This is a genomic window from Thalassobacillus devorans MSP14 (assembly GCF_000496835.1).
GTDB classification, from domain to species: Bacteria; Bacillota; Bacilli; order Bacillales; family Halobacillaceae; genus Thalassobacillus; species Thalassobacillus devorans_B.
Window position 1 is genome coordinate 1,458,812 of sequence record NZ_KI543236.1, and the last position, 13,667, is coordinate 1,472,478.

Annotated in this window: 12 protein-coding genes and 1 riboswitch; of the genes, 2 read left to right on the forward strand and 10 right to left on the reverse strand. The window is 43.0% G+C overall.

The window, feature by feature from the left end; translation table 11 throughout:
* Positions 1-20: 20 nt before the first annotated feature.
* Both P855_RS0108330 and P855_RS0108335 read right to left on the reverse strand, forming a co-directional pair.
* Positions 21-938: a proline dehydrogenase family protein gene (locus P855_RS0108330; RefSeq protein ID WP_028783142.1), complete on the reverse strand. Its 918-nt coding sequence runs from the start codon at positions 936-938 to the stop codon at positions 21-23.
* 264 nt (positions 939-1,202) lie between these two features.
* Entirely contained in the window at positions 1,203-1,640 is a 438-nt protein-coding gene (locus P855_RS0108335; RefSeq protein ID WP_028783143.1) for a BrxA/BrxB family bacilliredoxin, read from the reverse strand.
* Positions 1,641-1,805: 165 nt separating this feature from the next.
* A riboswitch (SAM riboswitch) is annotated at positions 1,806-1,917 on the forward strand.
* 85 nt (positions 1,918-2,002) lie between these two features.
* On the opposite strand from P855_RS0108335, the gene P855_RS0108340 reads away from it, so the two are divergent.
* Positions 2,003-3,055 (forward strand): homocysteine S-methyltransferase family protein, encoded by a 1,053-nt coding sequence (locus P855_RS0108340; RefSeq protein WP_028783144.1) that lies wholly within the window; start codon positions 2,003-2,005, stop codon positions 3,053-3,055.
* A 49-nt stretch (positions 3,056-3,104) separates the two neighbouring features.
* On the opposite strand, the gene P855_RS0108345 is transcribed toward P855_RS0108340, so the two are convergent.
* The 8 genes from P855_RS0108345 to P855_RS0108380 all read right to left on the reverse strand — a co-directional run bounded on the left by P855_RS0108345 (position 3,105) and on the right by P855_RS0108380 (position 13,205).
* Complete coding sequence (locus tag P855_RS0108345; protein WP_028783145.1) at positions 3,105-4,427, reverse strand: dihydrolipoamide acetyltransferase family protein; 1,323 nt, start codon at positions 4,425-4,427, stop codon at positions 3,105-3,107.
* A gap of 18 nt (positions 4,428-4,445) precedes the next feature.
* Positions 4,446-5,429, reverse strand: coding sequence for an alpha-ketoacid dehydrogenase subunit beta (locus P855_RS0108350; protein ID WP_028783146.1), 984 nt, complete (start codon positions 5,427-5,429; stop codon positions 4,446-4,448).
* Positions 5,430-5,443: 14 nt separating this feature from the next.
* Positions 5,444-6,436, reverse strand: coding sequence for a thiamine pyrophosphate-dependent dehydrogenase E1 component subunit alpha (locus P855_RS0108355; RefSeq protein WP_028783147.1), 993 nt, complete (start codon positions 6,434-6,436; stop codon positions 5,444-5,446).
* Between the two features lie 18 nt (positions 6,437-6,454).
* Positions 6,455-7,876 (reverse strand): dihydrolipoyl dehydrogenase, encoded by a 1,422-nt coding sequence (gene lpdA / locus P855_RS0108360; RefSeq protein WP_028783148.1) that lies wholly within the window; start codon positions 7,874-7,876, stop codon positions 6,455-6,457.
* Positions 7,877-7,891: 15 nt separating this feature from the next.
* A complete protein-coding gene (gene buk / locus P855_RS0108365; RefSeq protein ID WP_028783149.1) occupies positions 7,892-8,980 on the reverse strand; it encodes a butyrate kinase in 1,089 nt (362 codons plus the stop codon).
* A 30-nt stretch (positions 8,981-9,010) separates the two neighbouring features.
* The gene (gene bcd / locus P855_RS0108370) at positions 9,011-10,105 is read right to left on the reverse strand and encodes a branched-chain amino acid dehydrogenase (protein ID WP_028783150.1); all 1,095 of its coding nucleotides are present in this window, start codon (positions 10,103-10,105) and stop codon (positions 9,011-9,013) included.
* Positions 10,106-10,117: 12 nt separating this feature from the next.
* Complete coding sequence (gene yqiS, locus P855_RS0108375; RefSeq protein WP_028783151.1) at positions 10,118-11,023, reverse strand: phosphate butyryltransferase; 906 nt, start codon at positions 11,021-11,023, stop codon at positions 10,118-10,120.
* Positions 11,024-11,135: 112 nt separating this feature from the next.
* Positions 11,136-13,205, reverse strand: coding sequence for a sigma-54-dependent Fis family transcriptional regulator (locus tag P855_RS0108380; protein WP_028783152.1), 2,070 nt, complete (start codon positions 13,203-13,205; stop codon positions 11,136-11,138).
* 186 nt (positions 13,206-13,391) lie between these two features.
* Here P855_RS0108380 and P855_RS0108385 point away from each other — a divergent pair, with 186 nt between their 5' ends.
* Positions 13,392-13,616, forward strand: coding sequence for a DUF2627 domain-containing protein (locus P855_RS0108385; RefSeq protein ID WP_037985729.1), 225 nt, complete (start codon positions 13,392-13,394; stop codon positions 13,614-13,616).
* The last annotated feature ends 51 nt before the right edge of the window (positions 13,617-13,667 follow it).

The window sequence follows — 13,667 nt, forward strand, 5'->3', positions numbered from 1 at the left end:
CTTTTCCTAAAATAATCGTTTTATTTACTGAAAACACCTTTGATAGCAAAGGCGATATTCGCTGGTCGTTCTGCCATCCTTCTCATAAAATATCCATACCAATCGTCACCGTAGGGAAGATAAACTCTTACTGTATACCCCTCTTTTGCTAATTCGAGCTGAGTCTGGTTTCTCATCCCATACAGCATTTGAAATTCGAATTGATCCGTTGGAATCTTCTCTTCTTCTGCCAACTTTTTTGTAAAGTCGATGATTTTATCATCGTGGCTTGCAATGGCAGTGTAATGACCATTTAAAAGGTTTTTTTTAATTAAATGCTTCAGGTTGTCATCTACCTTTGATTTATCGGGAAATGCCACTTTTCCAGATTCTTTGTATGCACCTTTTACTAATCTCAGATAAGGATTACATTCGTTAAGCTTATCCAGGTCGGAATCAGAACGATAAAGATACGATTGAATCACAGTGCCCAGGTTATGATACTTGGCTTTCAGACGCTTATAAATGTCTAAAGTCTGTGCACAACGCGTGGAGTCTTCCATATCAATCGTTACCACTACATCATGAGCTTCGGCAGTTTCAAGAATTTGTTCCATATTTTCCATTACTACATCTTCATTGATATCAAGTCCAAGTGATGTCAATTTTAATGAAACTTCAGAACTTAAAGCGTTTTCAGAAATGGTTCTAATGGTATTCATACATTCCTGGCTACGATTCCTGGCTTCCTGTTCAGAGTTAACAAATTCACCTAAGTGATCTACTGTGACTTGCAGTCCTTGTTGATTCAAGTGTCGTATTAACGGCACCGCTTCCTCAAAAGTCACTCCGCCCACTATTTTGTCAGCCCCAAATTTCGGGCCCCACTTTTTAGCTAAACGATCCAACATACGGTTATTTGACAAAAACAAGAAAAAGTTTTTGCTAATGGCTTCCAACATCACCACATCCCTTCAGTTACTCTAACGTAATGAAGATGTTCCTTCTATTCCTTGCAGTTAAACAGAATAACCAAAGATTTTTATCTGTTAAGAAAATTGTAACGATTTTGTCGTCATTTTGACAACGTGTCTCTGACACAAACATCCCCCTATTAAATTGTGGTTTAACCACAACCCATAACATCAAGATAAGACTGGAATGTGAAGAACAAAAAAAAGCCGTTACAGAGGCAAACCCTCGTAACGGACTTTTTCCTTCAATCATATTTCTTCACAGTGTTCCTCAAAGATGTTTTGAAGCTTTCCTACTACTTCCATCGGTTCAAAACCTTCGATATCATGACGCTCCACCATCGTTACAATCTCTCCGTCTTTTAAAAACGCAAAGGAAGGGGAAGAAGGTGGGTAGCCGACGAAGTGTTGACGAGCACGTTCTGTCGCTTCTTTATCTTGACCAGCAAAAACTGTTACCAGGTGGTCCGGTCGTTTATCATAATGGATAGAGTGTGCAGCAGCAGGTCGAGCAACACCACCGGCACAGCCGCATACGGAGTTGATCATGACCAACGTCGTTCCTTTTTGCTTCAACACTTCATCTACTTCTTCTGGTGTAGTTAGTTCCTTATAGCCAGCTTGTGATATCTCATTACGTGCCTGATTGACGACATCGTTCATATAAATATTAAAATCCATGTGTATATCCCCTTTTCAACTAGAATACCTTCTTAAGTTATCTTATCAATTTTCTTTTTTGCTTTCAATTAAACTGGCGCTAAAAGCTGCATATCAATTTAAAATTATCTGAAAATATGGTTGACACCTGCTTCTTCCCCAACTTATAATACAGGACAATTGCATAGATAACTCTTATCCAGAGTGGCAGAGGGACTAGGCCCGAAGACGCCCGGCAACCTTTCAGACATTCGTTTGGAAAAGGTGCTAATTCCTACAGATTTCTTGATCTGGCAGATAAGATGAGGATTCGTTACAAAAAATCTCTCTTCTTATTGGAAGAGAGTTTTTTATTTTTTCAAAAATAATTCCCCTGAGAGGATGGTTACATGACAAAAAGAAGTTTAGAGGAACGTTTGCAGGATGGACCAGTCATTTGTGGAGAAGGTTATCTATTTGAATTAGAGCGTCGTGGATATTTGCAGGCTGGTACATTCGTGCCAGAAGTAGCTTTAGACAATCCTCAAGCATTAAAACAAACCTATCGGGATTATATGTTAGCGGGATCAGACGTTGTACTGGCCTTTACTTACAATGCCCACCGTGAAAAAATGAGGATTATCGGAAAAGAAGAACTACTTGAGCCCTTAAACCGTCAAGCTATTCGTCTGGCCAAAGAAGTAGCCAAAGAACATCCCGAAGAAGAAGCACTCGTTGCTGGGAATATATCGAATACAAACCTTTTCAATCCTGATGATCCAGCCTCAAAGGAAGAGGTTCGCAGTATGTTCGCTGAAATGATCAGCTGGTGTAAAGAAGAAGGGGTAGACTTTGTAAATGGAGAGACTTTCTATTATTACGAGGAAGCAAAAATAGCTTTAGAGGAAATAAAAAAGCAAGGGCTTCCTGCTGTGATCACGTTTGGACTCATGGGTGAAAATGTGTTACGAGATGGATATTCTGTTGAAGAAGGCTGCCATTTATTGAAGGAACATGGCGCATTAGTAGTAGGAATGAACTGTTTTCGTGGACCAGCAACCATGCAGCCTCATATCGAAAAAATCCGCGAAAATGTCGATGGCTATGTAGGAGCTTTGCCAATTCCATACAGAACAACCGAAGAGCACCCTACCTTCTTTAATTTGCCGGACGGCGGCTGTGCTTGCAGTATACCGACGGAGACTACATTTCCAACTTCACTCGACCCGCTTTATTGTAACCGATATGAACTTGCTGCCTGGGCAAAAGAAGCACATGAGACCGGAGTGAATTACTTTGGACTATGTTGCGGGGCATCTCCAAGCATGCTTCGTGAAGTGGCAGAAACAGTTGGAAGAGAAGCTGTCAATTCCACCTATTCTCCTAATATGGAAAAGCATTTTTTATTTGGATCTGATGAATCACTGCAATCGCATATCACTTCCTATAAAAATAAAGCATGAAATCCAAAAAACTCCCGGAGCCTACATCGGTTCACGGGAGTTTTTGTTTTTAATAAATTGGTGTGTTGTCTTTGTTCACATTTTCCAGAATTTCTTTGACTCGGGCCAGGAAATTGCCAGCAACGAGCCCATCCAAGACGCGGTGGTCCAGAGACAAGCATAAGTTTACCATATCACGAGCTGCAAACATGCCATCTTTGATGACAGGCTTTTTCACGATTGATTCCACTTGAAGAATCGCTGCCTGAGGATGATTAATGACTCCCATCGACTGAACGGAACCGAAGGAACCAGTATTGTTTACGGTGAACGTACCGCCTTCCATATCAGCGGAGGTCAATTTACCGTTTCTCGCCTTCATCGCAAGGTCAGTGATATCCCTCGCAATCCCTTTGATGCTCTTATCATCTGCATCCTTGATGACCGGGACGAATAGTTGATCTTCTTTAGCGACTGCGATGTTCAAGTTGATCGCCTTACGCTGGATGATCTTATCACCAGCCCATGTGCTGTTCAATTGCGGGTACTCTTTCAATGCCTGGGCTACCGCTTTGACAAAGAAAGAAAAGAAAGTCAGACTATAGCCTTCTTCTGCTTTGAATTTATCTTTCAGTGAATTTCTGTACTCGACCAAGCCTGTAACATCGACCTCTACCATCATCCAGGCATGAGGAATCTCAGTTTTAGATTTGACCATATTCTGCGCAATAGCTTTTCTCACGCCAGTAACAGGAATCTCTTTATCCCCGGCTTCCGTTTTAATATTAGAAGGCGCAGGCGTTGGTTGTGCTTTAGAGGGAGCCGGTTCAGAAGTTTTCGCTGGTGCTTCCTGTACCGTTTCTTGCGGATCTTTATCTTGCGTGCCACCAGCAGCAATCACTTTTTCTACATCTTTACGAGTGATTCGGCCACCCTTGCCTGTCCCCTCTACCTGTTCAAGATCGATGTTATTCTCCTGCGCCAAACGCATAACCGCCGGTGAATAACGCTTCTTCATTGTGTTATCTTTGTTTTCGTGCTTCTCTTGCTTCTGGCTCTTTGGTTCCTCGCCTTTATTTTCCTCAGCTGCCGGTTCTTCCGCTGCAGGTTCATTTTTGGCAGGTTCTTCTCCGACATCATCAGAGCCACCGCCTTCTACTTCGATATAACACATTAATTCTCCTACAGCGATCGTGTCGCCTTCCTGAGCTACTAATTCTTTAATAACGCCCGTAAACGATGAAGGTACTTCTGCGTTTACTTTATCTGTCATCACTTCAGCAATCGGGTCGTACTTATTGACTTTATCTCCCACTTGGACCAGCCAGTTGCTGATGGTGCCTTCGGTGACACTTTCGCCCAATTGCGGCATATTTATTTTTTCTACGCCCACAGAGACTCCTCCTTTGGATTAAAATTCAGCAAGCTCTCTCATGGCTTTTTCAACTTTATCAGGATTAATCATAAAATATTTTTCCATAGTCGGTGAATATGGCATCGCTGGCACATCCGGTCCTGCCAGACGCTGTACTGGCGCATCAAGATCAAATAGGCAGTTTTCACTAATGATGGCAGAAACCTCACTGATGATCCCGCCTTCTTTATTATCTTCTGATACAAGGAGTACTTTACCGGTTTTTGATGCGGCTTCGATGATTGCTTCCCGGTCCAATGGATAAACCGTGCGCAAGTCGAGGATATGTGTATCGATTCCCTCTTCAGCCAACTTATCTGCTGCCTGCAAAGCGAAATGGACAGCTAACCCGTATGTAATCACGGTAATGTCTGAGCCTTCACGCTTTACATCCGCTTTCCCAATCGGCAGTGTGTAATCCTCCTCAGGAACTTCTCCTTTAATAAGGCGATAAGCACGTTTATGTTCAAAAAACAGTACCGGATCCGGATCACGAACTGCTGCTTTCAACAGCCCCTTGACATCATATGGAGTAGACGGCATAACAATTTTCAACCCTGGCTGATTGGCAAACACAGCTTCAACAGATTGAGAATGATACAATGCGCCATGAACGCCCCCGCCATATGGTGCCCGGATGGTTATTGGACAGCTCCAGTCATTATTGGACCTGTAGCGTATTTTTGCAGCTTCAGAAATGATCTGGTTGACCGCCGGCATGATGAAGTCTGCAAACTGCATTTCAGCTACCGGACGCATCCCGTACATCGCAGCTCCGATACCCACACCAGCGATTGCTGATTCTGCAAGTGGCGTATCCAAAACACGGTCCGATCCAAATTCATCATACAGACCATCTGTAGCACGGAACACACCGCCACGTTTTCCGACGTCTTCTCCTAGAACAAACACTTTTTCATCACGCTGCATTTCTTCACGTAATGCTTGTGTTACAGCTTGTATATAAGAAATTACTGGCATTGTCATTCCCCTCCTTACTCTTCATATACGTATTTCAAAGCAGATTCCGGATCAGCATACGGCGCATTTTCTGCATAATCAGTCGCTTCATTGACCAAATCCGTGATCTCTTTATTCATTTGTTTCTCAATATCTTCTGTTAAGATATCCAGGCTGCGAAGATAGTTGCCAAATGTAATGATGGAATCTTTTTTCCGAGCTTCATCAACTTCTTCTTTTTCACGGTAAGTACGATCGTCATCGTCACTGGAGTGTGCAGTCAAGCGATAAGAAACTGCTTCAATCAGTGTTGGGCCTTCTCCGTTACGTCCTCGTTCTGCCGCTTGTTTAACAACTTCGAAGACTTCGAGAGGATCATTGCCATCGACAGTATATCCCGGCATACCATATCCAATTGCACGATCAGAAACTTTTTCGCAGGCAAGCTGCCGTTCCACTGGAATAGATATGGCGTACTTATTGTTTTCTACCATAAAGATAACTGGCAGCTTATGGACACCTGCAAAGTTGGCGCCCTCATGAAAATCACCCTGGTTAGATGAGCCTTCACCAAATGTAACTAAAGAGACAAAGTCTTTTTTCTCCATTTTACCTGCAAGGGCAATTCCTACTGCGTGAGGCACCTGTGTCGTAACTGGAGAAGAACCTGTAACGATTCTGTTTTTCTTTTGCCCAAAGTGGCCAGGCATCTGACGGCTCCCTGAGTTCGGGTCTTCAGCTTTAGCAAACCCTGAAAGCATCAGTTCTTTGACTGTCATACCAAAAGCAATCACAACCCCCATATCCCGATAATAAGGAAGTACATAATCCTTATCCCGATCCAGCGCAAATGCCGCTCCCACTTGTGCAGCTTCCTGTCCCTGACAGGAAATGACGAATGGAATTTTCCCTGCACGATTCAACAGCCACATTCTTTCATCAACTTTTCTCGCAGTCAGCATGATCCGGTACATCTCTAATACTTGATCATCAGTCAATCCAAGTTTTTCATGGCGATTTTCAGCCATCATAATCCCTCCTTTGCATTATCCGTGAATCTGTTTTCCATCTACAGCCATCGCCGCTTCCCCAATTGCTTCTGATAAAGTCGGATGAGGGTGAATGGATTCGGCAATTTCCCACGGTGTCGCATCGAGCACCTTGGCAAGGCCTGCTTCGGAAATCATATCCGTTACATGCGGTCCGATCATATGGACTCCTAACAAGTCGTCCGTCTGTTTGTCGGCGATTATTTTGACAAATCCGTCCGACTCTCCAAATACCAATGCCTTACCAATCGCTTTGAAAGAGATCTTGCCTTTCTTCACTTCATAACCAGCTTCTTTCGCCTGCTGTTCGGTCAAACCAACACTCGCAATCTCAGGGTTGGAATAAATACATGTCGGAATGTCTTCTGCTTTCAATTTGTGCGGATTATTATCCGCCATATGCTCGACAGCTATCATCCCTTCATGGGAAGCTACATGGGCAAGCTGCAATCCTCCGATGACATCACCAATTGCATAGATATGACTCTCTTTAGTCTGGTAATAATCATTCGTTTCAATGAAGCCATTTTCGACTTTAATGTCTGTATTTTCTAAGCCGATATTCGTTACATTAGCTGAACGACCGACGGAAACCAATAATTTATCCGCTTGATACGTCTCTTGTTTTTCTTTTACTTCCGCCTGGATTTCTACCTTGCCATCCTTTTTCAAGGTTTCTGGAAGCACTTTGGCACCAGTTACTACTTTAATACCTTTCTTTTTCATCAAACGCTGCATTTCCTTAGCTACCTCTTGATCTTCTGTCGGTAAAATTTGAGGAAGGTACTCAATGACTGTTACATCTACCCCCAAATCCGCAAGCATAGAAGCCCATTCGATACCAATGACTCCACCGCCTACAATTATGATAGATTCCGGCAGTTCTTTCATTTCTAATGCTTCATCCGAGGTCATGATGTATTCTCCATCAACCTCCAGACCTGGTAGTGTTTTTGGTTTGGACCCAGTGGCAATCAAAACATTTTTAGGGATAAGCATCTCATTTTCTTCCCCATTGTTCATCTCCACAGAAATGGTGCCTGGCATAGGAGAAAAAATCGATGGACCCAGTATCCGTCCAAAACCTTCAAAGATATCGATTTTCCCCTTTTTCATCAAGCCTTCTACACCTTTATGTAAGGTATCAACAATCGACTGCTTACGTTCCTGGACACGATCGAAGTTAATTGTCGGCTGCACCGCAGTGATTCCGTACTTATCAGCTTCTTTTGTCTGACGATACACTTCTGCACTTCTTAACAGCGCCTTAGAAGGGATGCATCCTTTGTGAAGACAAGTACCGCCCATCTTCCCTTTCTCAACCACCGCTACTTTCATACCCAGTTGAGATGCTCGAATAGCCGCTACATACCCTCCAGTACCTCCGCCAAGCACAACTAAATCATAATCATGAGCCATACAAAACTCTCCTTTCTATTCTGTGAAATTAGGATACTGTTTTGGCAGCTCTTCCTGGTGAAGGACACGCAATGTTCCTTCATTGAGAGCCTCCAGTTCATTTTCGCCTGGATAGACCAGAATATCAGCAATCCATTTCACACGCTCTGAAATTTGTTTAACGAACTCTTTCCCGTACGCCAGACCCCCGGTCAAGACGATAGCATCTACTTTACCTTCTAAAACCGCGCTCATTGAACCTATTTCTTTAGCGATTTGATAAGCCATTGCATCATAGATAAGCGCCGCTTTCCTATCGCCTTGTTCAATGCGATTTTCTATTTCTACAGCATCATTGCTCTCCAGATAAGCCACCAGGCCGCCTTTACCGACTAGCTTCTTCATGATTTCATCGCGGTAATACTGCCCGGAAAAACATAAGGATACAAGGTCGCCCGCAGGTACCGTTCCTGCACGTTCAGGCGAAAAAGGTCCATCCCCGTGCAGACCGTTGTTCACATCTACCACTCGACCATTTTTATGAGCGCCTACCGTAATCCCCCCGCCCATATGGGTAACGATCAGCCTGGAAGCCTTATAGGATTGTTTAAGATCATTTGCGGCCCTTCTTGCCACAGCCTTTTGATTCAATGCGTGGAAGATGCTTTTTCTTGGTATTTCCGGAACACCAGAAACACGTGCTATCTCCTGCAATTCATCCACCACTACCGGATCTACAATAAACGCTGGGATGTTCAATCCCTGGGCAATTTCATTGGCGATGATCCCGCCTAAGTTAGAAGCATGTTCTCCGTTATAACCTGCTTTCAAATCCTCGAGCATCGCATCATTGACTTCGTAAGTGCCCCCTTCAATCGGACGCAGCAGCCCGCCACGTCCACAAACGGCACTAAGTTTACTGATATTGATTCCTTCTTCATCCAGCTCATTCAATATGACGTGCTTACGAAACTCAAACTGATCGATGATTCGTGAATAACCCGCCACTTCTTCGGAAGTATGGCGGATAGTTTTTTCAAAAATACAATCTTCCTCATCAAACACACCGATCTTCGTAGATGTCGAACCTGGATTGATTACTAGAATTCTGTGAGTTTGCTGCACTGACTTAAACCTCCGTTCAACCGTTGCTGTTTATCTTCTGCTAAGAATGTGATGGCCATTTTGTAAAAACTGGCTGCGAGAATGACGCATACGCTGAATACGTTCCTCAGCCATTCTGTCAGCAGCTGCATAAGTAGGAATATTATCGCGCCTGGAAATTTCAAACACTTTTGCGACGTTATCGTAAATTGTTTCCACCCGTTTCATAGCGCGCTCTTTATTATACCCGTTCAATTCATCAGCTACATTGATTACTCCCCCGGCGTTAATGACATAGTCCGGTGTATAGACAATCCCTTTTTCGTGAAGGATATCTCCATGAGTTGTATCTTTCAGCTGGTTATTAGCTGCTCCGGCAATAACTTTCGCCTTTAATTGGGGAATTGTTTCATCATTGATTGTAGCTCCAAGCGCACATGGTGCATAAATATCACAATCTACACCATAAATTTCATTCGTGTCCACTGCTTTAGCTCCAAAATCATTCACTGCCCGCTGGACTGCTTCTTTATTGATATCTGTGACAATCAAATTAGCTCCTTCTTCATGCAGGTGACTGCACAAGTTATAAGCCACATTACCTATACCCTGTACAGCAACTGTTTTCCCTTCAAGGGAATCGGAACCGAAGCCTTCTTTAGCAGCTGCTTTCATCCCGCGATAAACTCCGTAAGCAGTTACAGGAGAAGGGTTTCCGGAAGAACCGAAGGCTGGTGAAATACCAGTTACATAATCCGTCTCCTCATGGATCAAATCCATGTCCTGTACCGTGGTTCCTACATCTTCTGCTGTAATATAACGACCATTCAACCCCTGTATATAACGACCGAACGCGCGGAAAAGCTCTTCATTTTTATCTTTCTTTGGATCTCCGATAATAACAGTTTTTCCACCCCCAAGATTCAAGCCGGCAGCCGCATTTTTGTAGGTCATCCCTTTAGCCAGACGCAATGCATCCTCGATAGCTTCACCTTCTGTTTCATACGTCCACATTCTTGTCCCGCCAAGGGCTGGACCTAACGTTGTATCATGGATAGCGATGATTGCCTTTAAACCTGAAGTTTCATCCTGGCAAAATACTAATTGCTCATAATCGTATTCCTTCATGTAATTGAAAATTTTCATCCTGTATTCCTCCTATTGTTTGTCAGATGATAATAAAGCCAGAGCGAGTGAATATATTTTACTCTCGGCTGAATCAGCGCGAGAGGTGAGAACAATCGGTGCAGCAGCACCGCTGATGATACCGGCTACCTTCGCTTCTGCAAAGTACATGAATGACTTATATAATGCATTAGCTACCTCGATTGCGGGAACGACCAGTATGTCTGCTTCCCCTGCTACCGGTGAGTCGATTCCTTTTTGTTCTGCAGCGGTCTTACTGACAGCGTTATCAAAGGCAAGCGGACCATCCACCTGGCAATGCTTGAGCTGACCTCTCCTATTCATCTGTGTAAGCATCGCAGCATCCATTGTAGCGGGCATCGCAGGATTGACTACTTCGACTGCAGCTAATACAGCGACTTTTGGCAGCTCTACTCCTAAACTCCTCGCCACAGAAACTGTATTCTCAATGATCTGTCCTTTTTCTTCAAGGGAAGGAGCTATATTCATGGCGGCATCTGTCAAAAATATCAGCCGATCCTGATTGGGAATTTCGAAGAGAGCGGTATGGGATAATACATTACCTGCCCGCAAACCGTATTCTTTATGGAGGACCGCCTTTAAGATTTCTTTAGTAGAAAGGTTTCCTTTCATAACTACATGAGCTTCCCCGGCTCTGACAGCCCTGACAGCATGGATAGCTGCCTCATCCTTCTTTGTCGATTTTATTTCAATGGAGGGATGATGCAGATCCAAACCTGCCTCATGAGATACCCGTTCAATCTCTTTTTCTTCTCCTACTAGCAAAAAACGGCAAAGATTACGTTGTATAGCGCTTTTCACAGCTTTCAACACTTCCAGATCTGCCGCTTGAGCTACGGACACGGTCTTAAGTTCCGAGTTATCAAGTTTTTCTATCAATGTTCCTAGTGTGCGCAAAATCTCACCTCTTCACTATTTCTACATGCAAATACCATGCCAACTTAATTATGTCTTTGTAATCGCTTTTTAGCCAAGGTCATCACCCTGCAATAATTGGCATGTATGAAAATTATTGCATGCTATTTTTGTCCAAATTATATTTATCCAACTTATAATAGAGATTACGAATGGAGATGCCCAGCGCTTTTGCCGTCTGGGTTTTATTGTAATTATGCGCTTGATAAGCCTCAGCAAGCAGCTTCCGTTCATAAGCATCGACTGCAACTTGAAGCGTTTCACCAAGCCATGACTGGTCCTCTTCCCTGGTTTTATCTATTTTTGGAACTGCGTGCTTCAACGGAGGAATATGCGCAAGGCGAATTACTTCCTCAAAGTTTTCCATATAAATCATCGCTCTTCCAATGATATTTTCCAATTCCCTTACATTTCCAGGCCAATGATAACTTTTCAATTTCTCTAAAGCCCTATCTTCGACCCGCTTTACATTTCGCCCATAATTTTCATTCAATTTTTGAATCAGGTGGTCGATCAATAAAGGAATATCTTCCATCCTTTCTCTTAAAGGCGGAATATAAATAGGAAGACGGTTAAGCCGGTAATAAAGGTCTTCGCGGAAACTTTTATTCATGATTGCTTTTTCCAAATTGACATGTGTAGCAGCAATGATTCTGACGTCTACCGGCACCGGCTTCGTTCCCCCGACACGGACTATCTCTTTTTCCTGAAGTACGCGAAGCAGCTTGGCTTGCATTTGTAACGTAAGTTCTCCAATTTCATCTAAGAAGATACTGCCGTTATTCGCTTCTTCAAACAGCCCCTTTTTCCCGCCTTGTTTCGCTCCTGAAAAAGCTCCCTCTTCATACCCGAACAACTCACTCTCCAATAGGGATTCAGCAATAGCAGCACAGTTGACCCGGATGAACTTATTATGTCGTCGTCCGCTCTCATTATGGATGGCATGTGCAAAAAGTTCTTTTCCGGTGCCCGATTCCCCTCTTAATAGCACGGTTGCAGGGGTTTTTGCACCCACTTTAGCTTGTTCTAAAGCTAGTGTCATTTCTTGAGAAGTACCGATGATATCATCAAATGTGTATTTCGCCTCTAATTTTCGGATGATCTGCCTGGCCCGTTTCAATTCACTTGTCAGCGACTTGATTTCTGTCACATCATGAAGGACACCTACACTACCCTTCAGTTTTCCATCAACAATCACAGGGGCAACATTAACGATGACATCCTTTTTAGCAGGCCCGACTTTCATCCTGACCCCGCGCACAGGCCTTCTCGTCTTCAACACTTTCATGTGCATACTTTCGCCTTCATAAATATCTACTGTTGCGGGTTTGCCAACGATATCTTTCTCCGTCAGCCCTGTAATTCTAGTGTAGGCCGGGTTGATCATTAAACCATTCCCATTCTCATCCACCACAGTTATCGCTTCATCAGAAGATTGGATAATCGCTTCAAGCATCGTTTTTACTTCTTTTAAATCGGTTATCTCTTCCGCTAAATTGACCACTTCGGTAATATCTTTGAAAACAGCGAACGCACCCATAACATCATTAGCCGAATTAATGATAGGGATCCGTGTGGTAATCACTTTTTTACCATTCTCCAGTATAAGCTTCTGATTAACTTCCTTCCTGCGGGTTTTCATTATCTGTGGAAGTCTGGTTGAGGTGATAATTTGATTCACATTGCGATTTAACGCTTCTTTCTTGTCCATCCCTAAAATTTTCGCTGCACTTCGGTTCATGAATGTAACTTTTTCCTGCTCATCAATGACAATCATTCCATCATGGATACTGTTCAGGATTAATTCCTGATTAACCGTTTGTGTTTTCAATTCATTCAATAACGTCTCTTTTTCTTCCAAAAGTTCAGAAGTGATATAAGCAACTGAACCCGGGATGACCACTGTCTTCCCTCTTCTGGCAGAGAGAATAGATTCGAAAGTTTTTTCATCTCCCGTTGCTTCAATTACAATATCGATTTGTTTATGTATCCATTCCTTCCAAGCCGAACCTGTAGCTATTCCAAAATCAGCAGCCAGCCTTAACCCTTCCGCTTGCTGGTTAATATCTACTATGGCTACAATTTCCATTCGGTTGGTCGCATTTAATAACTTCAATAATGCCGTACCGCCTTTGCCGGCACCTACAATTAGTACTCGTTTCACTGTACCACTTCCTGCAAGTTTTTGCGTACCTTCATCATAATTCAACCTGCATATATTAGCAAGTTTTAATAAGTTTTCATAAATCGGCTTGTTTGCTATACTTAATAAACATTGACAAAAATTGCGCAGCTGACTAAGTATCTTAGTTTTTTATAAATATTTTTATATAAAGGGAGCTCGAGTGCAATGCGATTGATAGCCTTACTTATCCTGGTCACCCCCGGAATCATTGCGACATTAGGAATTAAACTGATACGTGATACGTTATTTGGAATATCACACCCAATTTTCTTTCATATTTCGATACAATTTATTGTTGGTGTCCTATTTTTATTGGGAGGAATCGCGTTTATCGGAGGGTTCATCCGCCACCGGGATAAAAAGCGAAAACAGACAAATGGAAGATTTTAAAGAAGAGCCGTATGTGCTCTTTTTTTGTGAAAAAATATTATTGTAATGCTC